Genomic DNA, 24,895 nt, shown 5'->3' on the forward strand with positions numbered 1-24,895 from the left:
CCGGGGTGGTGACCGGGCTCGGCCTCGCCGCGGGCGAGACCGTCGCCAACGGCGCCGTGGTCTGCGAGATCAAGGACGCCTAGGACCGGCCGTGAACGCCGCGGGTGTGGAGCAGGAGGCTCCACACCCGCTGCTCTTGTACTTGTGGCGAGGTCGGGCGCCCGCACCCGCTACAGGTACAGGATCACCCGGTCGGGACCGGCCCGGCGAACCCTCGCGGTCACCGCCCCGGCGCCCGTACCATGCGGCGGGGGCACCTGGTCCGGTGCCTCTCCCCTGTACGTACCAGGTCAGCGGCGCAGGACGTCGGTCAGGTCGAACCCCAGGCTCAGCGGTACCGAGGTCGTGAACTTCTCACGGTGCACAGTCGGTCGGCGGTAGTCACCGGAAGGACTGGTCGGATCCCGCTCGTACTCGTGGACCACGGCGTCGTCCCCCTCCTGTTCGGCCCTCCAGAAGAAGGGGACACCGGCGCGGGCGTAGAGCCGGGGCTTGCGCTCCCGGTCCCTGGTCACCGACTCCGGTGAGACGACCTCGACCGCGAGTTCCACCGCCTCGGGGGAAAACCACGCCTGCTCCAACTTCGCGAAGGCCTCCGCCCTGACCAGCATCAGGTCCGGTTCCGGCCGCTGTCGCCCACCGAGCCTGGCCGAGAACTCCCTGGCCGTCCGAAGACCGCTGGGAGCATGCGCCTTCAACGCGTCCCCCAACAGTTCGAGGACCAGCTTCCGGGGGCTCGCCAGTACCAGGCTTCCGTCGACGAGTTCGGTGTGCGGCGGAAGACCCGGGACGCGGTCGAGGTCATCGGCGGTGAACCCCTGCTGGGAGGCATCGGGATCGTCACCTCACCGAACTCCGGGACCGGATGTTCTGCCACGGACGGAACAGACATGTCACTGCCTCCGGTCGTCGGGTCGTCCTCGTCACCTGCAGTAGCCATCACTGTCACCCCGTAACGGTGTTCTCAGTACATCGTCCCATCCGGCCCCGCCCGCAGGGTGATCCTCGCCGCACCCGTATCCGGGAAGACGCACCGCAGGGCCCGTGCGGCGGACGATGTGGCTCCGGGGACAGGAAATCGTCGACGACCAGGCATGGAACAGACAGGCGATGGCAGTTATTGTCCTTGGTTGTGACGAACATCTGGGGACTGACGCGACGGTGGCACATCGACCTGTGCCGCCGCAGCTCTCAGGCGTGTAGCTAGGTCCACGCGCGCCCGTCCGGGCAGCGCGCCGCACACCCTCCCCCGTCACCATCCCCTTGGTGATCACCGCCATTCCCCGAGCCGGAGTCCCGCGACGCCGACCGCGTCGCCGGGCGCGCTTCCGGCTGCCTTCACCATTCTCTGGAGTCCCAACCCGTGTCCGCACAGAACACAGGCACTTCCAGCAAGCGCAGAACGCTTCGCTTCCCGTTCGCGGCCCAGGTCCTCACCGGCCTGGTACTCGGCATCGTCCTGGGCGTCGTCGCCCTCCAGATCGGCCCGGTCGGCGACGACCAGCCGAACTGGCTCGCCGTCACCCTCGACACCATCGGCTCGACCTTCGTCACGCTGCTGCGGACGATCGTGCCGCCGCTGATCGTCCTCGCCGTCATCTCCTCCATCGCCAATCTGCGCAACGTCACCAACGCGGCGCGGCTGGCCTGGAAGACCCTGCTCTGGTTCGGCGCCACCGCACTGGTCGCCGTGGCCATCGGCATCACGCTCGGCCTGACCTTCCGGCCCGGCGTCAACAGCGCCGTGGACGCCACCACCGCCGGTGAGCCCTCCGGCACCGGCTCCTGGATGGCCTTCATCGAGAGCATCGTGCCCTCCAACTTCCTGGGCCTGGGTGTGAACGCCTCCACCGCCGACGACGGGAGCATCACCGCCGGACTGGACTTCAACGTCCTGCAGCTGATCGTCATCGCCATCGTCCTGGGCATCGCCGCGGTCAAGGTCGGCAAGGCCGCCGAGCCGTTCATCACCTTCACCGACTCCGCGCTGCAGGTCGTGCTCAAGGCCCTGTGGTGGGTCATCCGCCTGGCCCCGATCGGCACCGTCGGCCTGCTGGGCAACGCCGTGTACAGCTACGGCTGGACCACCATCGGCGCCCTCGGCAAGTTCGCGCTGACCATCTACGTCGGCCTGGCGCTGGTGCTGTTCGTCGTCTACCCGGTGCTCGTCCGCCTCAACGGCCTCTCCCCGGTGAAGTACTTCAGCGGCGTGTGGCCCGCGGTCCAGCTGGCCTTCGTGTCCCGCTCCTCGATGGGCACCATGCCCGTCACCCAGCGGGTCACCGAGCAGAACCTGGGCGTCCCGCGCTACTACTCCGCGTTCGCCGTGCCGTTCGGCGCCACCACCAAGATGGACGGCTGCGCCGCCATCTACCCGGCGATCTCGGCGATCTTCATCGCCCAGTTCTTCCCCGGGGTCAGCCTCGGCCTCACCGACTACCTGCTGATCGTGTTCGTGTCGGTGATCGGCTCGGCCGCGACCGCGGGGACCACCGGCGCGACCGTCATGCTGACCCTGACCCTGTCCACCCTGGGCCTGCCCCTGGAGGGCGTGGGCCTGCTGCTGGCCGTCGACCCGATCCTGGACATGGGCCGTACGGCGGTCAACGTCGCCGGTCAGGCGCTGGTCCCGGCCATCGTCGCCAAGCGCGAGGGCATCATGGACCTGGCCCGCTACAACGCGCCGCGCGACGCCTCCGGCTTCGTGCCGCTGGACGAGGCCCACGCCGACGCCGGAACCGAGGCGGCCGAGGAGGACCCGGACGTGCGCAAGGTTCCCGCCGGAGCCGCCGGCCAGGGCTGAGGCCCGTCCACCGCACCCCCGTCCACCCGCGGCCCGCCGGGACCCTCCGGCGGGCCGCCTCGTTCTTCACCACCGGTGAGAACGGGCACACCGGGAACCGGGAGGGGGCGTCCGTTCGTCCTTGTGGTGAGGGAGGCGAGAGGAACGATCATGTTGCGCCGCTTGGTAACACCCACAGTGCTGACCGCCGGGCTCGCGGCTGCGTTGGTGAGCGCCGCCGCGGTGCCCGCCTCGGCCGACGCACAGCCCCGGCCACCGGAGTCCCAGGCCGTCGTCGAGGAGCTCGAGGGCGACGGCGTCTTCATCGACCCGAGCATCGACGCGATCCCCGAGGCCGAGGAAAGCGCCCTGGAGTCGTCCGCCGCCGAGGCGGACACACCCGTCTACTACGTACTCCTGCCCTCCGACAGCGTCGCCTCCCAGACCGGGATGGATTCCCTGATGAACCCGGTCATGGAGGAGGTCGGGGACGGCCTCTACGGCGTCGTCGTGGGCGACCAGGTCTTCCAGGTCATGTCCCCGAACGTCGAGGACACCGAGACCATCCGCGAGATGGCCCTGCAGCAGGGCGGCAGCAACCAGGTCGACACCCTGATCGCCGTCCCCGAGGCCGCGACCGAGGTCCAGGAGGCCGAGGAGGCCGGAGCCGTCTCCGGTCTGGTGCTGCTCGGCGTCCTTCTGGCGGTCGTCGCCGCCGGCGTCTGGTTCGTCCGCAGCAGCCGCAAGAGGCGCGAGGCGGAGAAGGCCAGGCAGCTGGAGGAGATCAGGCAGATGGCCACCGAGGACGTCGTCCGGCTCGGCGAGGACGTCGCCCGCCTGGAGATCGACGTGTCCAAGGTCGACGAGGCCACCCGCGACGACTACTCCCAGGCCATGGACGCCTACGACCAGGCCAAGTCCCTGCTGGACACCATCCGCGAGCCCGAGCAGGTCCGGCTGGTCACCAGCGCCCTGGAGGACGGCCGCTACCACATGGCCGCGACCCGGGCCCGCATGAACGGCGACCCGGTGCCGGAGCGGCGCGGCCCCTGCTTCTTCAACCCGCAGCACGGCCCGTCCGTGGAGGACGTCACCTGGGCCCCGCCCGGCGGCGCTCCCCGCGAGGTCACCGCGTGCGCGGCCTGCGCCCAGGCCGTGCGCGTCGGCGGGCAGCCCGACGTCCGCCTGGTCGAGGTGGGCGGCGAGCGCCGCCCGTACTACGACGCCGGCCCGGCCTACGCGCCCTACGCCAGCGGCTACTTCGGCATGAACATGATGATGGGCATGTTCACCGGCATGATGATGGGCTCCATGATGGGGTCGATGATGGGCATGGGCATGGGTATGGGAATGGGCGCCGGGGACGTCGGCGCGGAGGGCGACTTCGGCGGAGGCGGTGACTTCGGGGGAGACTTCGGAGGCGGCGACTTCGGCGGCTTCGACTTCTGACCCCGCCACCACGCACGCCAGGGGCCCCGAGCAGCCGCTCGGGGCCCCTTTCGCGGGCACGGGCCGCCGTGCGCCGCCTCAGGAGGCGACGGCCGACTCCGCGTGCAGACCCTCGATCCACCGGCACACGGACTCGGCCGTGTCCGCGGGTTCGGCGCGGGTGGTGTCGACCAGGGTGACCGGGGGCCGCATGCGCTCGGCCTCCTCCTCCACCCAGGCGGCGAACTCCAGGTTCTCGCGGATCCGCTCCTCGTCCCACTCCCGCCAGGCGGGGCGCGCCCGCAGGCGCGCGGCCAGGGCCCCGGGCTCACAGGTCAGCGCGAGGTAGTGGACGTCGCTGAACAGGGCGCGCTCGGGCAGGGGCTCGAACTCCGGAGGTACCACGGTCCCGCACAGCACGACGGGACGCCCGTTCTGCTGGACCATGGCGGCGGTGCGCAGCCAGGTGGAGCGGAACAGGCGGTGGTGGTCGGCCGGATCGCGGAGCCCGCCGACCCACAGAAGGTCCTGTTCGAGGACGACGAAGCGGTCCCGGAGCCTCTCCAGCAGCATCCCGGCGATGGTGGACTTGCCGGTACCGCTGGGCCCCGACACGCAGTACAGGGGCAGGCGCAGGAACGGCCGGGTGCGCCGACAGGACGCACAGCGCAGCACGGAGACCCCCGCGGCGGTGTCGGGGGTCTCGTCCAGCTCCCCGCAGTGGTCGCAGATCAGCGGGTGCACGGATTTCCTTGCTCGGTTCGTGGAGGGCGCTCGGTGGCCCGGGTCAGTCGAAGAGCTGTTCCAGGAAGCTCTTCTTGCGGCGGCCGCGGTAGGGGCCGGGCGAGTCGCGGTAGCCGCCGTACCCGCGCGGCGAGTCGCGGTAGCCACGCGGGGAGTCCGGGTAGCCGCCGCGGGGGTAGGCGGCGTGCGGCGGCGGAGCCTGGTGGGGGTAGGCGGCCGGCGGAGGCGGGGCCTGGGGGTAGGCCTGCGGACGGACCTGCGGGTCCGGGGGCGGCGCGACGCCGTAGTGCCGCTGCTCGGCCTCCATGACGCGTTCCAGCTCACCGCGGTCCAGGAAGATGCCCTGGCATCCGTCACACCGATCGATGTGGACGCCCTGGCGGTCGAATGTGCGCATGGTGCTTTGACACTTGGGACAGATCACACCAAGACGTTACTCGATCCGGGGCAAGAGTGGGTAGGCACACGGCTCCCGCCGGCTGCCCCGGGGCCCGCCGCGGCGACCGTGTCCGGAGCGCGCGGCGAACCCCTCCGGGGGTGCGGCCCCTACTCCGGGGAGGCCAGCATCAGGGTGCGTGCGGCCTCGGTGACGCTGCCCGACAGCGACGGGTAGACCGAGAAGGTGTGCGCGATGTCGTCCACGGTCAGGCGCTGCTGGACGGCGATGGACACGCCCAGGATGAGCTCGCTGGCGCGCGGGCCGACGATGACCCCGCCCAGCACGATGCCGGTGTGCTGACGGCAGATCAGCTTGACGAAGCCGTCCTCGACCTCGTCCATCTTGGCGCGCGGGTTGGTGTTCAGCGGCAGGGTGACCGACCGGCCGTCGATCCGGCCGCTGCGCACGTCGTCCTCGCTGGCGCCCACGGAGGCCAGCTCGGGGTGGGTGAACACGGTGGAGGCCACGGTGGACAGCTTGAGCGGGGCCACGGCCTCGCCGAGCGCGTGCCACATGGCGATGCGGCCCTGCATGGCGGCCACGGAGGCGAGCATGTTGACGCCGGTGCAGTCGCCGGCGGCGTACACGCCCGGGACGGTGGTGCGCGAGACCCGGTCGACCTCCACGAACCCGCCGCCGCCCAGGCGGACACCGGCCTCCTCCAGCCCCAGGCCCTCGGTGTTGGGGATCATGCCGACCGTCATCAGGCAGTGGCTGCCCTCCACCGTGCGGCCGTCGGAGAGAGTGACGAGCACGCCGTCCTCGGTGCGCACCACCGACTCGGCCCGGGTCTTGCTGAGGACGGTCATGCCGCGGCGCATGAAGACCTGCTCCAGCACCTCGGCGGCGTCGGCGTCCTGGGTGGGCATGACGCGGTCGCGGGAGGAGACGAGGGTGACCTCGGAGCCGAGGGACTGGTAGGCGCTGGCGAACTCGGCGCCGGTGACGCCGGAGCCGACCACGATCAGCTTCTCCGGCAGCTCCTCCATGTCGTAGAGGTGGCGCCAGGTGAGGATGCGCTCACCGTCGGGCCTGGCGGTGGGCAGCTCACGGGGGTGGGCGCCCGTGGCGATGAGGATGATGTCGGCGCGCAGGCGCCGGTCGCCGACGGCGACGATGTGCGGGTCGACCAGGCGGGCCTCGCCGCTGATCACCTCCACACCCTCCTTGACCAGGCGGGTCCGGGTGTCCTCGGACTGTGCCCGGGCCAGGCGTTTGATCCGGGAGTTCATCCGGTCGGTGTCCACCTCGACCGCGGCCCTGTCCTGGGCGTCGTGGACGCGCAGGCCCAGGCTGTCGGACTCGCGTACGTACGTTCTGCGGGTGGAGGTGGCGATCAGGCTCTTGGAGGGAACGCAGTCGGTGAGGACGCAGGCGCCGCCGATGCCGTCGCGTTCCACCACCGTCACGTCCGCGTCGAGCTGCGCGGCGACCAGTGCCGCCTCGTAGCCCCCGGGACCGCCACCGATGATCACGACCTTCGTCACGCTGCCTCACTCCCTCTGCGGCTGGCCCGCCACTCGCGCTGCCGATTCGGGCGATATGCGGGCATGGCGGGGCACCACCTGGTTTTATCGCTTCCTTGCCATTGTCGGCCATGCCGAGCGGCGGAAATAGCAGGCGCCCCGGACCACCCGGTCTACGATGTTGCCCGTGTCCATCTACGCCGCGTACGGAACGAACCTCGACCCCGGTCAGATGGCCCGGCGGGCCCCGCGTTCGCCCCTGTTGACCACGGGCTGGTTGGAGGGGTGGCGCCTGACCTTCGGGGAGGGCATCCCGGTGCCCGGTGGCGCGCTGGCCACCCTGGTCGAGGGCCCCGGCCAGCGGGTCTTCGTGGCGCTGTACGACCTCATGGAATGGGACGAACCCCACTTGGACTCCTGGGAAGGAGTCCTGGAGGAGCCGCGCAGAGGGCGTCCGCCGGGGGCGCCGGCGGGCGGCGGAGACGAGGAACCGCGCCGGAGGCGCCCGTTGAGGGCGGTGGCGGGCGACGGAGAGGAGGAACCGCGCCGGAGGCGTCCGTTGAGGGCGGTGGCGGGCGACGGGAGGGCGTACAGGAAGATGACCGTGCGCGCCCGGACGACCGACAGGGGCGTGGTGACGGCGTGGGCCTACGTGCTGGACGGCTACGAGGGCGGCCTGCCCTCGGCCATACAGCTGGGCCAGCTCGCGGCGGCCGCCGAGAAGGCCGGGGCGCCCGACTGGTACGTGTCGGACCTGCTCGCCCGGGAGTGCCTGCCCTCCGGCCTCTGATTTTCCGGCAGTTCGCACGCGGATTCCGCGAAGCGGGACACACGCTCCCGTGTTCCGGAGCATTCCGGTCACCCGGCTGTAGCATCCGTCGTGTGATGGAACGAGAGCAGCGGCCGAGGACGACCGGCGAGGCGCGGGAGCTGGCGTCCGGCGCCGCGCGGGAGCTGCTGTCCCGTTCCGGGGCCGACCGCTTCGACGCACTGGTGGTGCTCGGATCGGGCTGGGCGGGCGCGGTGGACACGCTGGGCTCGTACGACATCGAGTTCGACGCGACCGAGCTGCCCGGTTTCCACGCGCCCACCGCCGAGGGGCACTCCCCCAAGGTCCGCAGCATGTGGGTGGGGGACAAGCGGATCGCCGTGTTCATGGGACGCCTCCACCTGTACGAGGGCTACGACCCCATGGAGGTCGTCCACGCGGTGCGCACGGGCGTGGCCGCGGGCGCGACGACCGCCGTGCTGACGGGGTCGGCCGGGTCGCTGCGCACCGACTTCGCTCCGGGGCAGCCCGTGGTGATCCGCGACCACATCAACCTGACCGCCCGGTCGCCGCTGGCCGGGCCCTCGTTCGTGGACCTGACGGAGGCCTACAGCCCCAGGCTGCGGCAGGCCGTCCACGACGTGGACGCGTCGCTGGCCGAGGGCGTGTACGTGTCCACGGTCGGACCGCAGATGCAGACCCCGGCGGAGCTGAAGACGCTGCGCCAGGCGGGCGCGGACCTGGTGGGGCGGTCGATCGCCCTGGAGACCGTCGCGGCCGTGGAGATGGACGCCGAGGTACTGGGGCTGGCCATCGTCAGCAACGACGCCGTGGGCGCGGTCTTCGAGCCCTTCGAGGCCGGGCGCGCCCTGGAGGTCGTCACCCAGCGGGCGCGCAGGCTGGGCGAGCTGCTCAACAGGGTGCTCGAGCGGGCCTGAGGACCCACGGCCCCGGGCTCGCGCCGCGCGCGGCCCTTCCCGCTCCCGCTCTTCGTGCCCGGCCTCGCGCGTCGGGGACGGACCCCCGTCGCGCGGTCGGTGTTGGGGCGCCTCCGGCCGGGCCACCCGGTACCGGCGTGGCGAGCGTACACCCCGAGGCCAAGGGGTGGACGGTACCGACGGCGGTCCGGCCGGAGGCAGTGCTTGCCCCGGTGTCCCGCGCCGCGCGGGATCCCCGCAGATCCCGTTGGACTCACGGCCCGGACACCTTCTACTTCCCGTTATTCAGTTGAACCGCGCGCGTCGCCCTCGGGGGAGGATCCGGATGGAGGGCCATCCGCGCGAAGTCCGCCACACCCGGAAACTCTCCCTTAGGCATGCCTTACCTAACCAGAAGTCCGAGGGCGCGTCAACCCCGAAGAACAGCGGACCCGGCCGCCACAGGGGAGTGGGGCCGGGTCGGATCCGGGGAAAACCGCGCTCAGGCCAGCAGGAACACCGCCACGAGGAGCACCGCGGTCGCGGCGGCGACCACGATCACCTCCAGGGGCACCATGGTCTGCGGCTCGTCCTCGGCGCCCAGCGCCGCGGGTCCCGCCTCGTCCACGTCCCTGATCGGGCCGCTGAGCGGGCGCGCCTTGTACCGCTCGGCGTCCTGGCGCAGCTGCCGGGCGGCCAGGTCCACCGGCCGCGTCCGGGCCGGGTCCTCGTCGCCGGCCTCCGGGTCGAGGTGGCCCGAGTCGCGCCGCATGTTGTCGCGGACCCTCTGGCGCTTGGTCTCGCGCAGCGGCCAGGAACGCACGACGCGCCCGGGAGTGTGCACCCGCAGGACGTCGGTGACGTCCACCCAGAGCACCGCGGCCCACGGCACGAACGTCTCGCGCAGCGGGTTGATCACCCTCAGGCCGCGTTCGGTGGAGACCACGCGCGGACGCAGCCACACGAGGTGGACGACGGAGATCGTCGCCACCAGCAGCGCGCCGGCGACCCAGGCCTGACGGCCCTCGCCGCGCCAGACCACGTCCAGCAGGAGCAGGACCGCGATGACGATCCACACGATCGCCGCCACCCTCGTGAAGGTGGAGTAGTGGGTGGTGGGATTGGGCCCGTCCATCAGTCGGTCGCCCACTTCAACTGCGCGAAACCGGGCTTGATGGTCCCGTTGATCAGCGCCAGGCGCTCGTCGAAGGGCAGGAAGGCCGACTTCATGGCGTTGACCGTGAACCACTGCAGGTCGTCCCAGCCGTACCCGAAGGCCTCGCAGAGCCGGGCGAACTCCTCGGACAGGCTGGTGCCGCTCTGCAGGCGGTTGTCGGTGTTGACGGTGACGCGGAAGCGCAGGTCGTGCAGGAGCCCGATGGGGTGTCCGGCGATCGACTCGGCGGCCCCGGTCTGCACGTTGGAGCTGGGGCACATCTCCAGCGGCACCCGCTTGTCGCGCACGTACTGGGCCAGGCGCCCCAGCCGGGGGGCGCCGTTCTCGCTCACGGTGATGTCGTCGATGATGCGCACGCCGTGGCCCAGGCGGTCGCACCCGCACCACTGGAGGGCCTCCCAGATGGAGGGGAGGCCGAACGCCTCGCCCGCGTGGATGGTGAAGTGGAAGTTCTCGCGGCGCAGGTACTCGAACGCGTCCAGGTGGCGGGTGGGCGGGTTGCCCGCCTCGGCGCCGGCGATGTCGAACCCGGACACGCCCTCGTCGCGGTAGCGGACCGCCAGCTCGGCGATCTCCGACGAGCGCGCGGCGTGCCGCATGGCGGTGACCAGCTGCCCGGTGCGGATGCCGCGCCCCTGGTCGGCGGCGCGCTTCTCCCCCAGCTCCAGGCCCTCCTGGACGGCCTCGACGACCTCCTCCAGGGTGAGCCCGGCCTCCAGGTGCTGCTCGGGGGCGTAGCGCTGCTCGGCGTAGACCACGCCGTCGGCCGCCAGGTCCTCGGTGGCCTCGGCGGCGACCCGCACGAGGGCGTCACGGGTCTGCATGACCGCCGTGGTGTGCGCGAACGTCTCCAGGTAGCGCTCCAGGGAGCCGGAGTCGGAGGCCTCGCGGAACCACCGCCCCAACTCCTCCGGGTCGTAGGTGGGAAGGCCGGTGTACCCGGTCTCCCTGGCCAGTTCCACGACGGTGGCAGGACGCAGCCCGCCGTCGAGGTGGTCGTGCAGGAGCACCTTCGGCGCCCGTCGGATCTGCTCAACTGTGAGTGGCTGGTTCATGGGTTCAGGATGCCACCAGCCCGGGAGGGGCCCCGCCAGACCGGAGCGAAGTTGCCGAAAATCCGGTAGGTGCCGGTCGGGGCGGACGCGGTCCGACGGCGCGGGCTCTCGGGAGGGTGACCGCCGCGGGCCGGTTCAGGCCAGCGCCTCCTCGCCGTCCCTGCGGCCATCGCGGCGGATCTCCTCCCACAGCGCCGTCAGGGCGGTGGTGGCCATGAAGCGGGTGCCCGTACCGATGGCGCGCTCGTCCACGTCGAAGGTGCCCCGGTGCAGGTCCAGCATGGGGCCGCTCCAGTCCGGGGAGTGGGTGCCGAGGCGGGCCAGCGCGCCGGGGACGTGCTCCAGGTACCAGGCGAAGTCCTCGCCGCCCAGGCTCTGCGGGGTGGAGGCCACCGCGTCGGCGCCCAGGGCCAGGGTGACCGCCTCGCGCATGATGTCGACGCTGGACGACTCGTTGATGGTGGGCGGAACGCCCCGCCGGTAGGTCACCTCGGCCTCGGCGCCGTAGGCGGAGGCCACCGACTCCACCAGGCCCTTGACGATGTCGGGGGCCGAGTGCCAGGCCTCGTCGTCCAGGCAGCGCACGGTGCCCTCGGCGACGGCGTCGTCGGGGATGACGTTGGGCGCCGACCCCGCGCTGATGCGCCCCCACACCAGGCTGAACCCGGCCCGGGGGTCGATCCGCCGCGACAGCGCGGCGGGCAGCTCGGTGACGACCTTGCCCAGGGCGTAGACGAGGTCGGCGGTCAGGTGCGGGCGGGCGGTGTGCCCTCCCGGGCCCGACAGGCGCACCATGAGCTGGTCGCAGGCGGCGGTGATGCCGCCCGTGCGCAGCCCGACCCGGCCGAGCATCAGGCGGGGGTCGCAGTGCAGGGCGAAGACGCGGTCCACCCCCTCCAGGGCCCCCGCGTTGACCACCTCCACGGCGCCGCCCGGCAGCTCCTCGGCGGGCTGGAAGACGAGCCGGACCCGGCCGGGCAGGGCGCCCGCCCGCTCCACCTGGGCGAGGAAGATCCCCGTCGCCAGCAGGACCGTGGTGTGCACGTCGTGGCCGCAGGCGTGGGCGACCCCGGGCACGGTGGAGCGGTAGGGGACGTCCTTCTCGTCGGTCAGGGGCAGGGCGTCGATGTCGGCGCGCAGGGCGACCACGGGGCCGGCCCCGGAGCCGATGTCGCAGACCAGGCCGGTGCCCTGCGGCAGCTCCTGTGGTTTGAGGCCGACGTCGCGTAGGCGTTCGGCTATCCGCTTGGTGGTGCGGTGCTCGGCGAAGGCGAGTTCGGGGTGCATGTGGAGGTCCCGGCGGAAGCCGCTCAGATCCCGCCCATGGCGCGCCAGGAAAGCGGTCAACTGCTCCGGCAGGTCATGTCCCTGCATGCGAGGGTCCCCTCTTCTCCACGTCTACCGCGCACCGGCTCCGTCGCCGACGCCGACCTGTGCACGGGTGGGACCGCCGTGGAGCTCGGCGGCGAGCATGTCCACGACGTCGTCGAGGGAACCGCCCTCGGCGATGACCGCGCGCTGACGTTCGTAGGAGGCACCCTTGGCCAGGATCTCGGAGATCAGGTCAAGGTCCTCGGCACACCCCAGGCGGGCCGCGACCGGTCCCAGCTCGCGGACCAGCTCGTACAGGTCGTCACGCAGCGGAACGGTGGTTCCGTGCGAGTCCGTGATGACACGAGCGTCGAGTCCGTAGCGGGTGGCACGCCACTTGTTGTCCTTCACCACCCAGGACGGCGGGCTGGGCAGGCCGTACCCGCGGTCGAGCTGGTGATCGAACAACTCCACCAGGCTCTGAGAGAGCGCGGCGGCCATTCCCACCTCGCGCAGGGTGGGAATCCCGTCGAACATCCGGATCTCGATGGTGCCGAAATCAGGGTGCGGACGGATGTCCCACCACACTTCCTTGATAGAGGCGATGGTACCCGCCCTGAGAAGCGTTTCGAGGTATTCCTCGAAAGCCGCCCAGTGCGGCAGGTTCGGCGGCGGCCCGGAGGTGGGCAGGGCGCCGAAGACGACGGACCGGGTGGAGGCCAGTCCGGTGTCGTGGCCGCCCCAGAAGGGACTGGAGGCGGTCAGGGCCAGGAAGTGCGGCAGGTACCCCGCCAGCGCGTTGACCATCGGGATGGCCTTGTCCCTGTCCCGCACCCCCACGTGGACGTGGACTCCGCAGGTCAGGATGCGCCGGGCCAGCCACTGCATCTGCTCGACCAGCTCCCCGTAGCGCTTTCCGGGGCTGAGCTCCTGGTCCCGCCAGTCGTCGATGGGATGGGTCCCGGAGCAGGTCAGCGTGGTCCCCCACGGGCTCAGGACCTCCCGCATCCGGTCGATGTTGCCGCTGAGGTCGCTCTTGGCCTCCTCGACGGTCTCGCAGATCCCGGTCACGACCTCCACCTGGGACTGCATGAGTTCGTGGCGCAGAGGGGGAGCCGACTCCTGCGAGCTGAGTTCGGGCAGTTCGGAGAGGAGTTTGTGCGCCTCCTGCCTCAGGTGCCGACTGCGCTGGTCGACGAGTTGGAGCTCCCACTCCACGCCGAGCGTCGCACGTTCGGACGAGTTGAATGCGATTCCCATCTGCCCTCCGAGGGGGTGTTTGCCGACCGCCGCGGCCGACGCACCGTCGCGCCCCGGAGAACCGACCAACCGGGACAGGGAAGGACTACCCGTCACGGACCGCGCACATACGGGTTAATCGCCACGCATAAGACGAATTCCACGGAAAGAATTTCTGTTGACGCGCCGCTGGACGGACCGGCCGTCCGAGGCCGCGTCGCGGCGGCGCAGCACCCACGCCACGGCACCGGCCGAGCCCGCCGCCCCCATCAGGGACAACGCCCCGGCGAGCGCGCGTCCGGCCGGCCGGTGCCCGGCCCGCGACCGCTCCGGGGCGCGCGGGGCCGGTACCGGCTGGGTCCAGTCCACGCCGTTCTCCTCCGGCATCGGGATCGAACCGGTGTAGGGCGGCGGCATCGGCAGCCAGGTGGCCGTCCACGCCGCGCTGAACATGACCAGGCGCATCACCAGGTTGATCCACACCAGCAGGCCGACCAGGACGGCGAAGGAGGCGTAGACGGGATTGGTGAGGATCCCGGCCAGCAGCACCGCCGCCGTGGCCTTGAGGGCCTCGAAGCCGACCGCGCCCAGCAGGGCGCCCCGCCACATCATCCGCGCCGGTCGGCCGCTGCCCGACAGCAGCGTGAAGGCCAGCATGAAGATCCCCATGTTGACGCACACGGCGATCACCAGGGCCAGGGCGCGCAGGGACAGGTCGGCCAGGAGTGAGCCTTCCAGGCCCACCAGCGACAGCAGCCACTGCGTGGCGGCCTGCGCGACGCTGGTGAAGGCCACGGTGAAGAGCAGGGCCACACCCAGGCCCAGCATGACCAGCAGGTCCACCGCCTTGCGCAGAAGGATGTTGGGGCCCTCACGGAAGCTCTTCAGCCAGAGGGAGTGCAGGGCCTCGCGCAGCGACGCCACCGCGTTCAGGCCCGCGTAGAGCAGGCCGAGCACGCCGAGGACGCTCGCGCCCACGCGCGCCTGGGAGATCTCCTCGATGGGCAGCTGGTCGGACAGCCCGGGCAGTATCTCGTCCAGCGCCCCCTGGAGGTGGTCGCCGACCTCGACCTGCACCGTCGCCAGGAACCCGACCGCGGCGAAGGCCAGGGCCAGCAGCGGGAAGAAGGACAGGAAGGCGAAGTAGGTGACCGCCCCGGCGAGCTGGGTGCCGTTGCGGTCGGCGTAGCGCGCGTAGGCGCGCACCAGGTGGTCGAGGGAGGGACTGCGCCGCCGCAGCTCCCAGTACACGTCCATGGCCATGTTGCGGTAGTGCCGGGCCGTGTCCCCGGCCCGGGCCAGCACTGTGGCCAAGGCCCCTCCCTGCCTGTCGTCCGTCCCACCGGGCGGCCCCGGACCGCCGTCGCTGGACCGCAACCCTAGCGGCGCCGCGATCCGCCTACGAAACCTCCACGCCGGGCACCTCCGGGGACCCACGCGTATCAGGGCAGACCCCTACACGGGGGTGATCCCGGGCACACCCCGGGCTTGGGCACACTTGGGGAGGCAGAGTCATCCGTGGAGGGGGGCGTCGGTGGGTGGCGCGGGGGTGCGGCTGCGTGCCGTGTTGGGTGTGCGTTCGGCGGGTCCGCGGGGGACGTGGCCCGAGCGGGAGCCGGACGCCGACGCACTGCTCCGGGGCTTTCGGACGCGGTTCGGCGTACCGCCCGCGGGGGTGTGGCACGCGCCCGGGCGGCTCGCGGTCATGGGCGAGCACACCGCGGCCGGCGGGGGCGCCGGACTGTACGTCGCCCTGCCGTGGGGCGTGACGGCGGCCGTCGGCCCCGCACCGGACCCCGGCGTGCACGTGGCCGCGCCAGGCGGCCCGCTGCGCCCCCGGGAGCGGGCGGCGCGGGCCGTCGCGAGGACCGTGGCCGAGGCGCGCCGGACGGGTGTCCTGGGAGCCGACGCGGGGGTCCGCGTCGTCCTGGACGCGGACCTGCCCGAACACGCCTCCCTCGGCTACACGGCCGCGGTGGGGGCCGCGGTGGCGCTGGCCCTCGCCGACCTGGGCGGCGGCCCCCCGCCGGAGGGCGCCACCGCCGACGAGCGTGTGTGCCTGGCGGCCAGGCCCGGATGCGCGGTCCGGGTGAACCTGAGGAGCATGCGCACCACCGTGCTGCCGTTCGACCTCGCCGGGGAGGGGCTGCGGCTGGTCGTGGTGGACACCGGCGCCCTGCCCCGGCGCGACCTGCGCGTGGTCCGCGCGGCCGAACTGGAGCGCGCCCAACAGGTCCTGGGACCGCTGCGCTCGGTCCAGGACCTGCCCGGATCGCTGCGGAGGCTGCCGGACCCCGTACTGCGCCGCAGGGTGGAGTACGCGGTCACCGAGGTGCACCGGCTCAACGCCGCGGTCGGACTGCTGCGCGCCGGGCGGTCCGGGGAGACCGGGCCCATCCTGTCCGCGTCCCACCTGTCCCTGCGCCGGTTCGGGCTGCCCACACGTGAGGCGGAGCTGGCCGTGGAGACCGCCTCGCGGGCCGGGGCACGCGGGGTGCGGATGTCCGGCTGGGCCGGGACGGTGCTGGCGCTGGCCGCCGAGGAGCGGGTGGAGGGCATCGGCGCGGCCCTCACCACGGAGTTCGGCGCCATGGGCTGGGTGCCGCCGCGGGTGCGGGCCGCCGTGCCCTCCGCCGGCGCCCACCGGCTGCGCTGAGCGCGCCCCCGCCGCCGCTCCCGGCCACCTCAGGGGTCCGGAACGGGACATACCTTGAACCTCGCTACCCTTTTCGCGATCACACCGGGTGGAAGCAGCGATGAGGCGATCCACGACGTTGAGCAGATGGGCGATGCGATGGCTGACCGACCGAACCCGGGGGACACCGGCCGCACCGGTGAACACGACAGACAGGGCGTGTTCCGGCGCGGCGGCGCCCCGGGCAGACCCGACGAGTTCGAGAGGCTCTACCGCTCGCGTGAGTCGGAGCAGCGGGCGGTCGGTGGGACGCGTCGCCTCCCGAGGGCCGGGGAGGTGCCCCCGTCCCGGTCCCGCGGGCCCCGGCGGCGCACCCACAGCGCCGGGCGCGAGTACGACGGGCGCGGTATCGGGCGCCGTCAGAAGGAGCGCCGCCGCAGGCGGGCCACCACGGTCCTGGTGACCGTGCTGGTCCTGCTCCTGGTACTCCCGCTGGGGTTCTACCTGTACGCGGACTCGCGCCTGCACCGGGTGGAGGCCCTGCTGGACTACGAGGGGCGCCCGGACGACCAGCCCGGCACGACCTACATGGTCGTCGGCTCCGACAGCCGCCAGGGCATGGACGAGGAGCAGAGGCGGGAACTGGCCACCGGCTACGCCGAGGGCCGCCGGACCGACACCATCATGGTGCTCTACGTCCCCGACGACGGCGACCCCACCATCGTCAGCGTCCCCCGCGACTCCTACGTGCCCCTCGCCGTCCCCGGCTACGCCGACAACAAGATCAACGCCTCCTTCGCCGACACCGTGTGCGGCACGAACGAGGAGGGGGAGGAGGTCTGCGGCGGCCCCGCCCCCCTCGTGGAGACCTTCGAGCGCGCGTCCGGCGTCCACATCGACCACTACGTGGAGATCGGCATGGGCGGTTTCGTCGACATCGTGGACGCGGTCGGCGGCGTCGAGATGTGCCCGGAGGAGCCCATGGCCGACCCCAAGGCCGGGCTGGACATCGAGGCGGGCTGCCAGCAGATGGACGGCGGCACCGCCCTGGGCTACGTGCGCACCCGCGCCACCCCCCGCGCCGACCTGGACCGCATCGCCCGCCAGCGCGAGTTCTTCTCCGCTCTGGTCCAGAAGACCAGCGCGCCCTCCACGCTGTTCAACCCCTTCCAGTCCGTTCCGCTGGTGCTCGCGGGCACCGACACGTTCATGGTGGACGAGGACGACAAGCTGCGGCACCTGGCCGGCATGCTCCTGGCGATGCGCGGCGGCACCCAGACCACCGCGATCCCCGTGGGCAGCACCCCGACCCTGAACGGCGTCGGCTCGGTGGTGGTCTGGGACGAGGCCCGCTCCGAGGAGATGTTCGCCGCCATGCGCGCCGGGGACCCGATCCCCGAGAGCGCCTTCCAGGAGTAGGTGGAGCGGCGCCGCGCCGGGAAGGCGGCGCCCCGCCCGGGCGGGGCGCCGCCGCGGCGCACGCGGACGGCGGACCCCGGAAAAGGCGAAGGGCCCGTCGCCGAGGCGACGGGCCCTTCTTCGTGACGTTCCGTACTGTGCGCGCCTACCCCCCAGCGGGCGCACGGCCGGCACGTCGGTCCTTGTGGCAGAGGGGTGAAACCCGCTCTGGCCTGCCGGTTCTCACCGGCACGACTCCACAATAGGTCAAAGTTCTCTTAAGGTGCGAATCCAGTCCACGTGGTCTATGTCGCACCGGCGGACCGCACCGCTCATCCGGCCCTGCCATCCTCCCACCACCGGACCGCGTATGTACGCCGAACACGGTGAACACACCGGAAAACTTCACGCGTCGCGACCCCCCAAAGCCCTCCGAACACGGCGCTTCGGACTTCTCCCCCTCCGCCCGGACCTGGCACGACGACGCCCGGGCGCCTCCTCGCGGAGGACACCCGGGCGTGGCCCACGTCTCGCCGGCCCGTCGGCTCAGGGTGACCAGGGCCACCCGGATCGGACCGCCGGACTCAGGCCAGGCGCTTGGCGAGGTTCTCGTCCAGGGCGGCGAGGAACTGCTCGGTGGTCAGCCACTCCTGCTCGCCGCCGACCAGCAGCGCGAGGTCCTTGGTCATCTGGCCGCCCTCGACGGTCTTGACGACGACGTCCTCCAGGGTGTTGGCGAACTCGACGACCTTCGGGGTGTTGTCCAGCTTGCCCCGGTGCTCCAGACCGCGGGTCCACGCGAAGATGGAGGCGATCGGGTTGGTCGAGGTGGGCTTGCCCTGCTGGTGCTGGCGGTAGTGGCGGGTCACCGTGCCGTGGGCGGCCTCGGCCTCGACCGTGCGGCCGTCGGCGGTGCGCAGGACGGAGGTCATCAGGCCCAGGGAGCCGAAGCCCTGCGCGACCGTGTCGGACTGCACGTCGCCGTCGTAGTTCTTGCAGGCCCAGACGTAGCCGCCCTCCCACTTGAGCGCGGCGGCGACCATGTCGTCGATGAGGCGGTGCTCGTAGGTCAGGCCCGCGGCGTCGAAGCGCTCCTTGAACTCGGTCTCGAAGATCTCCTGGAACACGTCCTTGAACATGCCGTCGTAGGCCTTGAGGATCGTGTTCTTGGTGGACATGTAGACCGGGTAGTTGCGGTCCAGGCCGTAGTTCAGGCTCGCACGCGCGAAGTCCTCGATGGACTTGCGGAAGTTGTACATGCCCATCGCGACGCCGCCCTCCTCGGGGAAGTTCGCGACGTCGAACTCGACCGGCTCGCTGCCGTCGGCCGGGGTGTAGGTCATGGTGACCGTGCCGGGGCCGGGCACCTTGAAGTCGGTGGCCTTGTACTGGTCGCCGTGGGCGTGGCGGCCGATGATGATCGGCTTGGTCCAGCCGGGGACCAGGCGGGGCACGTTCTCGCAGATGATGGGCTCGCGGAAGACGACACCGCCGAGGATGTTGCGGATGGTGCCGTTGGGCGAGCGCCACATCTTCTTGAGGCCGAACTCCTCGACCCGGGCCTCGTCCGGGGTGATGGTGGCGCACTTGACGCCGACGCCGTGCTCCTTGATGGCGTTGGCGGCGTCGACGGTGATCTGGTCGTCGGTGCGGTCGCGCTCCTCGATGCCCAGGTCGTAGTACTTCAGGTCGATGTCGAGGTAGGGGAGGATCAGGCGGTCCTTGATGAAGGACCAGATGATCCGGGTCATCTCGTCACCGTCGAGCTCGACTACGGGGTTCTCGACCTTGATCTTGGCCATGGCTGTGTGGCTGTCCCTTCAGTCTTCGCTACCGCCTCGTACGGCACGGCCCGGCGACCGGTTCGTGGCCGGAGCCGGTCCGCGCGCACGGCAATCACCTGATCCCGCCCGGGGTCCGTGCTCCCCGGGGAGGCGGTGGCTTGTCAGTGTCGCGATATCTCGACGTCAAGCTTATTAGACGCCTAGGAGGAGAGTTGCGGCGCCACCCATGCCAACACGATCAGCAGGACCGCGAGTGTGACCAGGGTGAGCAGATCGATCCAGCGGCGGCGCACGGCGAGCATGCCGATCCAGTCCTTGGGCAGGAAGAGCCTGAAGGACGCCGCCAGCAGCAACGCGCCCGCAATGATCGCCGGACCGCGCTTGAAGTGGGCCGCGGCCACGACCACGATCCCCGCCGCGAGCGCCGACATGACGAGGAAGTAGGGCACCTGGGAGAGCCAGTACGGCACCTCCGGCCGTGCCGGGGACCCGCCGGCGTCCGTGTCCTGCGCGGCCCCGTCCGGATCCCCGTCCCGTTCCGCGCGGCCCGCGTCGTCCCCGTGCCCGTCGCGGGCCGCCCCCTCGGGCTCCCTCTCCTCCGGCACGCCCTCGCCCGCGTCCGCCACGTCCGCCTGTTCCGCCTTCTCCACCGCGTCCCGACCCGTTCGCTTACGAATTGCTTGGCCGCCTCGCGGCTCGTTCACGGTCTTTCCCGGATCTGGCGCAGACCGGCCACCCGTGAAAGACGGGCTGTCCGAAACCGAACACCGCTCCGGAGACTCATGTCCTGGGGGCTTCGGCGGCGCCGCACGGGAAGCGTGGGCTTTCCGTCCGGGAGAGACCCGCCCATTGTAGTGTTCCGTGCCGCCGAAGCCTCAGGGCTCACGGAAACGGACCCGCCCTCGACCACGCCCGCTGCTGACCGTTTCCCTCTCCCGCTGCGGTCACAGACCCGTATTTCCGGGCCTTGTCCCCCTAACTCCGGAGTAAGCGCGTAGAACGCCTACCGCCCGGGTAACCCAGCTGGAGATGAGTGCACCGGTGAGCGAGGACCACCCCCATGAAGCCCACTCAACGCGCAGACCGAACCGTCACCCCCCGACAGCAGTCCCTCCACCACCGTCGCCCGCACCCCCACCGGCAGCGCCACCCCAGCCCGGGAGGAACCACCGTGGACGGGCCCTACCTACGGATCGAAGAGACCGGGGACATCCGCCAGCTCGCCGGTGAGGTCACCACGATCGGCCGCGGAGAGGGCGCCGACATCCGGCTCGGCGATCCGAGCGTCTCCCAGCTGCACGCCGAACTGGTCCGCCGCGGCCCCTACGTCTACGTGGTCGACCTGGGACTGTCCCGCAACGGGACCCGGGTGAACGGCCGCCCCATCGCCCGGCGGGTCCTGGAGGAGGGCGACGTGGTGACCTTCGGCACCGCCCGCTGCCGGGTCGGCGGACTCCCCCGTGAGCAGATCAGCCCCGACATCGAGCTGCGCCGCGGCGCCGCCCCCGAACTCACCCGCCGTGAGCTGGACGTGCTCACCGCGCTGTGCCAGCCCGCCCTGTCGGAGGAGGCCTTCGTCGCCCCCGCCACCGCCCGCGACATCGCCGAGGCCCTGGTGGTCACGGAGGCCGCGGTCAAGCAGCACCTGCTGCGGCTCTACCAGAAGTTCCGCATCCCCGAGGGACAGAACCGCAGGACCCGGCTGGCCAACGAGGTCGTGGCCCTGGGACTGGTCCGGCCGATGCCGCTGGGCGGATCGGCCCGCAAGGCCAGCTGAGCCGACCGGCCGGGTGGAGCACGGGGCGGGCGGCCCCGTGCTCCGCCCGGCGCGAACCGGTGCGAACCGGCGTGCCGGGTCCGGGACCGTCCACCGCCCCGGGCCGGAGAACAGGCCCTAGCGGGCTGCGGCCTGGCGTTCGGCGGCCTCCACCACGTTCACCAGCAGCATCGCCCGGGTCATCGGGCCCACGCCGCCGGGATTCGGCGACAGGTGCCCGGCCACCTCGGCCACGTCGGGCACGACGTCGCCGACCAGCCCGGACTCGGTGCGGGAGACACCGACGTCCAGGACGGCGGCACCCGGCTTGACCATGTCCTTGGTGACCAGCCCGGGCACACCGGCACCGGCGACGATGATGTCGGCGCGGCGCGTGTGCTCGGCGAGGTCGCGGGTGCCCGTGTGGCACAGGGTGACGGTGGCGTTCTCCGAGCGGCGGGTCAGCAGCAGGCCGAGGGGACGGCCCACGGTCACCCCGCGCCCGACCACGACCACCTCGGCGCCCTTGAGCGGCACGTCGTAGCGGGTGAGCAGCTCCACGATGCCGCGCGGGGTGCACGGCAGCGGGGCCTCCTGCATCAGCACCAGCCTGCCCAGGTTGGAGGGCTGGAGGCCGTCGGCGTCCTTGTTCGGGTCGATCAGGCCCAGCACCCGGTTCTCGTCCAGGCCCCCGGGCAGCGGCAGCTGCACGATGTAGCCGGTGCAGGCCGGGTCCTCGTTCAGCTCGTGGACGGCCTGCTCCACCTCCTCCTGGGTGGCGTTCGCGGGCAGGTCGCGGCGGATGCTCGCGATGCCCACCTGCGCGCAGTCGCGGTGCTTGCCGCGCACGTAGGAGTGGCTGCCCGGGTCGTCGCCGACCAGGACGGTGCCCAGGCCGGGGGTGATCCCCTGGTCGTGCAGCCTGGCCACCCGCCCGGAGAGCTCCTCGCGGATGGACTTCGCGACGGCCTTGCCGTCCAGAACGGTCGCGCTCATTCTCTGCTCCTCGCTCAGTGGAAGAAGTGCCGGGTGCCGGTGAGGTACATGGTCACCCCGGCGGCCTTCGCCGCCGCGATGACCTCCTCGTCGCGGACCGAGCCGCCGGGCTGGACGACGGCGCGGACCCCGGCCTCGGTGAGGATCTGCAGACCGTCCGGGAACGGGAAGAAGGCGTCGCTGGCCGCCACGGAGCCGGCGACCCTGTCACCCGCGCGCGTGACCGCCAGGCGCGCGGAGTCCACGCGGTTGACCTGGCCCATGCCCACGCCCACGGTGGCGCCGCCGGAGGCCAGCAGGATGGCGTTGGACTTGACCGAGCGCACGGCCCTCCACGCGAAGGCCAGGTCGGCCAGGGTGGCCTCGTCGGCGGCCTCGCCGGTGGCCAGGGTCCAGGTGGAGGGGTCGTCGCCGGGGGCGTCGATCGCGTCGCGCGACTGCACCAGCAGGCCGCCGCTGATCTGGTGGTCCTCCATGCACGTGTCGGATCCGGGACCCTCGGCCACGAGCAGGCGGATGTTCTTCTTGCGGCTGAGGACCTCCACGGCCGCGGGCTCGAAGGCGGGGGCGACGACGACCTCGGTGAAGATCTCCGCGATCTGCCCGGCCAGCTCCTCGCCCACGGGGCGGTTGGTGGCGATGACGCCGCCGAAGGCCGACACCGGGTCGCAGGCGTGCGCCCTGCGGTGGGCCTCGGCGTTGTCGGCGCCGACCGCGATCCCGCACGGGTTGGCGTGCTTGATGATGGCCACGCACGGCTCGTCGAAGTCGTGGGCGGCGCGCAGGGCGGCGTCGGCGTCCACGTAGTTGTTGTAGGACATCGCCTTGCCGTGCAGCTGCTCGGCTCCGGCCAGGCCGGTCTCCGGGGCGTCCGCCAGGGTGTACAGCGCCGCCTTCTGGTGCGGGTTCTCGCCGTAGCGCAGCACGTCCTTACGGCGGTAGGCGGCACCGATGAAGCCGGGCCAGCCCGACTCGGCGGCCTCCTCGTCGGGGGCGTAGACACCTGAGAACCAGCCGGCGACGGCCGCGTCGTAGGCGGCGGTGTGCCGGAAGGCGAGCCCGGCCAGGCGCTTGCGCTGCTCCAGGGTGAACCCGCCGTCGCGGACGGCCTCCAGGACGGCGTCGTAGCCGCCCGGGTCGACCACGATCGCGACGCTGCCGTGGTTCTTGGCCGAGGCGCGCACCATGGCGGGGCCGCCGATGTCGATCTTCTCGATGCAGTCGGCCTCGGAGGCGCCCGAGGCGACGGTGTCACGGAAGGGGTAGAGGTTGACCACGACCAGGTCGAAGGGGGCGATGCCCAGCTCCTTGATCCTGGCGACGTGCTCGGGGTTGCCCTGGTCGGCGAGGAGCCCGGCGTGCACGGAGGGGTGCAGGGTCTTGACCCGGCCCTCCATGATCTCGGGGAAGCCGGTGACCTCCTCCACGGGGGTGACGGGGATGTCGGCGGCGCGCAGCCGCGCGGCGGTGGAGCCGGTGGAGACGATCTCCACCCCGGCCTCGGCCAGGCCGATGCCCAGCTCCTCCAGGCCGGTCTTGTCGTAGACGCTGATCAACGCACGCCTGATGGCCTGCTGGGTCACCGGTTCTCCTTCGTGTCGGTCGCGTCGGTGACGCTCTGCTCGGTGCGGCCGAACCGCACCTGCCTGCCGTCGATGGTCCAGCCCTCGCGGGCGAGCCTGCCGACCGTGTCGACCAGCATCCTCCGCTCCACGCCCTTGATGCGCTCGTGGAGGCTGGACTCGTCGTCGTCGTCCTCGACGGGGACCGCCACCTGGTCGATGATCGGCCCGGAGTCGACGCCCTCGTCGAGGAAGTGGATGGTGGTGCCGGTGATGCGGACACCGTGGGCGAGCGCGTCGCGGACGGCGTGCGCGCCGGGGAAGGAGGGCAGCAGCGCCGGGTGGATGTTGACCGCCGGGTGGCTGCCGATGACGGCGGGGCCGAGGATGCGCATGAACCCCGCGGAGACCACCAGGTCGGGGCGGTGCTCGCTGATGTGCTCGGCCATGGCCGCGTTCCACAGGGAGCGGTCGGCGAAGGAGCGGAAGGGGACGACGAACGTGGGCACCCCGGCCTCCTCGGCCAGTTCGATGCCGCGGGTCCCCTCGCGGTCGGAGCCGACGGCGACGACGCTCGCCCCGTACCCGGGGTCCCTGGACGCCTCCAGCAGGGCGGCCATGTTGCTGCCCGTGCCCGATATGAGGACCACCACTCGCGCGGACAATGCTTCTCCCATGTAGTAGAGAACGGTGCGGGAGCCGTCTCCCGCGTCCGGGGGCGCCGGGGGACGGCGCAGCATCCGGATCTCGCCTGCGCCCGGTTCGGACTCCGGGCCGGTGCCGGGTCGCGCCGAAGGCGCCGCTTGGGCGAGTGACGGACGGGATGCTCGGCCCGTCCGCGTTCCCACCCTATCGGGCCAGGTAACGTCTACCCACGGGGAGTGGGGGTTTGTCCCACCTGTGACGGGGGTCTCGGCGCTCCTCCACCGATGAAGGCCCCGGCGGCCCTTCCACCAGCCCCGAGACGACGGACACCGGGTACCCTCCGCGCAGGCGGAAGCGGACCACGACGCCCCGGCGGGCGTCCCGAAGGAGTGAACCTTGACCGACAACAGCCCGGAGCCGCGATCCGACGGCCAGCCGCCCAGAGTCGAGCGGGGCGGTCTGTGGGGCCTGTTCTTCGGCGCGGCCGGCCTGCTGCTCCCTCCGTACGGGGTCGTGCTGTCCGTGTTCGGCGTCGTACAGGGCTTTCGCGCGCGGCGGGCCGCGCGGGCCAACCGGACCGACGCGCCGGGCGCGCTGCTGAGCGTGGCCGTGGGCGTGCTGGGGATCGTGACGTCGCTGGCGCTGGTCTCGGTCGCCGTGGTGTACCAGGAGCAGATGACGCAGTACCGGGACTGCTCGGCCCGCGCGCACACGGTGTCCAGCCAGAAGGAGTGCGACGAGGCGTGGGAGTCCTCCACGGGGCTTCCGCCCACGGTGGCCCTCCTCTGACGG

General features: G+C 71.9%; 22 protein-coding genes. 8 read left to right on the plus strand and 14 right to left on the minus strand.

Annotated features, from left to right (window positions below; translation table 11 throughout):
• Positions 1-290 precede the first annotated feature (290 nt).
• A complete protein-coding gene (locus A6A08_RS05685; RefSeq protein ID WP_338013115.1) occupies positions 291-749 on the minus strand; it encodes a Uma2 family endonuclease in 459 nt (152 codons plus the stop codon).
• A 614-nt stretch (positions 750-1,363) separates the two neighbouring features.
• Between A6A08_RS05685 and A6A08_RS05690 the strand changes: the two genes are divergently transcribed.
• Positions 1,364-2,803 (plus strand): dicarboxylate/amino acid:cation symporter, encoded by a 1,440-nt coding sequence (locus A6A08_RS05690; protein ID WP_073701475.1) that lies wholly within the window; start codon positions 1,364-1,366, stop codon positions 2,801-2,803.
• Between the two features lie 177 nt (positions 2,804-2,980).
• The gene (locus A6A08_RS05695; RefSeq protein WP_073701476.1) at positions 2,981-4,231 is read left to right on the plus strand and encodes a chemotaxis protein CheA; all 1,251 of its coding nucleotides are present in this window, start codon (positions 2,981-2,983) and stop codon (positions 4,229-4,231) included.
• 78 nt (positions 4,232-4,309) lie between these two features.
• Here the strand turns inward: A6A08_RS05695 and A6A08_RS05700 are convergent, their stop codons facing one another.
• The 3 genes from A6A08_RS05700 to A6A08_RS05710 all read right to left on the minus strand — a co-directional run bounded on the left by A6A08_RS05700 (position 4,310) and on the right by A6A08_RS05710 (position 6,880).
• Complete coding sequence (locus A6A08_RS05700; RefSeq protein WP_073701477.1) at positions 4,310-4,954, minus strand: AAA family ATPase; 645 nt, start codon at positions 4,952-4,954, stop codon at positions 4,310-4,312.
• Between the two features lie 43 nt (positions 4,955-4,997).
• A complete protein-coding gene (locus A6A08_RS05705) occupies positions 4,998-5,351 on the minus strand; it encodes a zf-TFIIB domain-containing protein (protein ID WP_242422131.1) in 354 nt (117 codons plus the stop codon).
• Between the two features lie 149 nt (positions 5,352-5,500).
• A complete protein-coding gene (locus A6A08_RS05710; RefSeq protein ID WP_073701479.1) occupies positions 5,501-6,880 on the minus strand; it encodes an NAD(P)H-quinone dehydrogenase in 1,380 nt (459 codons plus the stop codon).
• 157 nt (positions 6,881-7,037) lie between these two features.
• On the opposite strand from A6A08_RS05710, the gene A6A08_RS05715 reads away from it, so the two are divergent.
• Positions 7,038-7,649: a gamma-glutamylcyclotransferase family protein gene (locus tag A6A08_RS05715; protein ID WP_378700007.1), complete on the plus strand. Its 612-nt coding sequence runs from the start codon at positions 7,038-7,040 to the stop codon at positions 7,647-7,649.
• A gap of 92 nt (positions 7,650-7,741) precedes the next feature.
• Positions 7,742-8,566 (plus strand): purine-nucleoside phosphorylase, encoded by an 825-nt coding sequence (locus A6A08_RS05720; RefSeq protein ID WP_073701480.1) that lies wholly within the window; start codon positions 7,742-7,744, stop codon positions 8,564-8,566.
• Between the two features lie 481 nt (positions 8,567-9,047).
• Here A6A08_RS05720 and A6A08_RS05725 read toward each other — a convergent pair whose 3' ends face one another.
• From A6A08_RS05725 to A6A08_RS05745, 5 genes are all read right to left on the minus strand, one after another.
• On the minus strand, positions 9,048-9,695 hold the full coding sequence (locus A6A08_RS05725; protein WP_073701481.1) for a PH domain-containing protein: 648 nt from the start codon (positions 9,693-9,695) through the stop codon (positions 9,048-9,050).
• Positions 9,680-10,777, minus strand: a complete 1,098-nt coding sequence (locus A6A08_RS05730; RefSeq protein ID WP_073701482.1) for an adenosine deaminase — start codon at positions 10,775-10,777, stop codon at positions 9,680-9,682. Before A6A08_RS05730 ends, A6A08_RS05725 begins: the two co-directional genes overlap by 16 nt.
• Before the next feature lie 135 nt (positions 10,778-10,912).
• On the minus strand, positions 10,913-12,151 hold the full coding sequence (locus A6A08_RS05735; protein WP_073701483.1) for a M20 family metallopeptidase: 1,239 nt from the start codon (positions 12,149-12,151) through the stop codon (positions 10,913-10,915).
• 24 nt (positions 12,152-12,175) lie between these two features.
• Positions 12,176-13,348 carry a glutamate--cysteine ligase gene (locus A6A08_RS05740; protein ID WP_073701484.1) on the minus strand — a complete coding sequence of 391 codons (1,173 nt, stop codon included), beginning with the start codon at positions 13,346-13,348 and terminating at the stop codon, positions 12,176-12,178.
• Positions 13,349-13,462: 114 nt separating this feature from the next.
• Complete coding sequence (locus tag A6A08_RS05745) at positions 13,463-14,632, minus strand: YihY/virulence factor BrkB family protein (RefSeq protein ID WP_242422141.1); 1,170 nt, start codon at positions 14,630-14,632, stop codon at positions 13,463-13,465.
• A 229-nt stretch (positions 14,633-14,861) separates the two neighbouring features.
• Between A6A08_RS05745 and A6A08_RS05750 the strand changes: the two genes are divergently transcribed.
• The gene (locus tag A6A08_RS05750) at positions 14,862-15,983 is read left to right on the plus strand and encodes a galactokinase family protein (RefSeq protein ID WP_073701485.1); all 1,122 of its coding nucleotides are present in this window, start codon (positions 14,862-14,864) and stop codon (positions 15,981-15,983) included.
• Between the two features lie 138 nt (positions 15,984-16,121).
• Positions 16,122-17,381, plus strand: a complete 1,260-nt coding sequence (locus A6A08_RS05755; RefSeq protein ID WP_073701486.1) for an LCP family protein — start codon at positions 16,122-16,124, stop codon at positions 17,379-17,381.
• A gap of 563 nt (positions 17,382-17,944) precedes the next feature.
• Here A6A08_RS05755 and A6A08_RS05760 read toward each other — a convergent pair.
• Both A6A08_RS05760 and A6A08_RS05765 read right to left on the minus strand, forming a co-directional pair.
• Positions 17,945-19,162 carry an NADP-dependent isocitrate dehydrogenase gene (locus tag A6A08_RS05760; RefSeq protein WP_073701487.1) on the minus strand — a complete coding sequence of 406 codons (1,218 nt, stop codon included), beginning with the start codon at positions 19,160-19,162 and terminating at the stop codon, positions 17,945-17,947.
• Between the two features lie 182 nt (positions 19,163-19,344).
• A complete protein-coding gene (locus tag A6A08_RS05765) occupies positions 19,345-19,794 on the minus strand; it encodes a DUF3017 domain-containing protein (protein ID WP_073701488.1) in 450 nt (149 codons plus the stop codon).
• A 521-nt stretch (positions 19,795-20,315) separates the two neighbouring features.
• Here A6A08_RS05765 and A6A08_RS05770 point away from each other — a divergent pair.
• Entirely contained in the window at positions 20,316-20,921 is a 606-nt protein-coding gene (locus tag A6A08_RS05770; protein WP_073701489.1) for an FHA domain-containing protein, read from the plus strand.
• A gap of 117 nt (positions 20,922-21,038) precedes the next feature.
• On the opposite strand, the gene A6A08_RS05775 is transcribed toward A6A08_RS05770, so the two are convergent.
• The 3 genes from A6A08_RS05775 to purN are packed head-to-tail and all read right to left on the minus strand — an operon-like array spanning position 21,039 to position 24,111.
• A complete protein-coding gene (locus tag A6A08_RS05775) occupies positions 21,039-21,896 on the minus strand; it encodes a bifunctional methylenetetrahydrofolate dehydrogenase/methenyltetrahydrofolate cyclohydrolase (RefSeq protein ID WP_073701490.1) in 858 nt (285 codons plus the stop codon).
• Positions 21,897-21,910: 14 nt separating this feature from the next.
• A complete protein-coding gene (purH, locus tag A6A08_RS05780) occupies positions 21,911-23,479 on the minus strand; it encodes a bifunctional phosphoribosylaminoimidazolecarboxamide formyltransferase/IMP cyclohydrolase (RefSeq protein WP_073701491.1) in 1,569 nt (522 codons plus the stop codon).
• Positions 23,476-24,111, minus strand: coding sequence for a phosphoribosylglycinamide formyltransferase (gene purN / locus A6A08_RS05785; RefSeq protein ID WP_073701492.1), 636 nt, complete (start codon positions 24,109-24,111; stop codon positions 23,476-23,478). Before purN ends, purH begins: the two co-directional genes overlap by 4 nt.
• 388 nt (positions 24,112-24,499) lie before the next feature.
• On the opposite strand from purN, the gene A6A08_RS05790 reads away from it, so the two are divergent.
• Positions 24,500-24,892, plus strand: a complete 393-nt coding sequence (locus tag A6A08_RS05790; protein ID WP_073701493.1) for a hypothetical protein — start codon at positions 24,500-24,502, stop codon at positions 24,890-24,892.
• Positions 24,893-24,895: the final 3 nt, after the last annotated feature.

Source organism: Nocardiopsis sp. TSRI0078 (assembly GCF_001905145.1).
In the GTDB taxonomy this organism is placed as follows: domain Bacteria; phylum Actinomycetota; class Actinomycetes; order Streptosporangiales; family Streptosporangiaceae; genus Nocardiopsis.

Coding starts and splice junctions, on each gene's coding strand:
- A6A08_RS05730 (WP_073701482.1), bottom strand. CDS start 10,777: ATGAACCAGCCACTCACAGTTGAGCAGATCCGACGGGCGCCGAAGGTG.
- A6A08_RS05775 (WP_073701490.1), bottom strand. CDS start 21,896: ATGAGCGCGACCGTTCTGGACGGCAAGGCCGTCGCGAAGTCCATCCGC.
- A6A08_RS05735 (WP_073701483.1), bottom strand. CDS start 12,151: ATGCAGGGACATGACCTGCCGGAGCAGTTGACCGCTTTCCTGGCGCGC.
- A6A08_RS05705 (WP_242422131.1), bottom strand. CDS start 5,351: ATGCGCACATTCGACCGCCAGGGCGTCCACATCGATCGGTGTGACGGA.
- A6A08_RS05755 (WP_073701486.1), top strand. CDS start 16,122: ATGGCTGACCGACCGAACCCGGGGGACACCGGCCGCACCGGTGAACAC.
- A6A08_RS05740 (WP_073701484.1), bottom strand. CDS start 13,348: ATGGGAATCGCATTCAACTCGTCCGAACGTGCGACGCTCGGCGTGGAG.
- A6A08_RS05715 (WP_378700007.1), top strand. CDS start 7,038: ATGTTGCCCGTGTCCATCTACGCCGCGTACGGAACGAACCTCGACCCC.
- A6A08_RS05760 (WP_073701487.1), bottom strand. CDS start 19,162: ATGGCCAAGATCAAGGTCGAGAACCCCGTAGTCGAGCTCGACGGTGAC.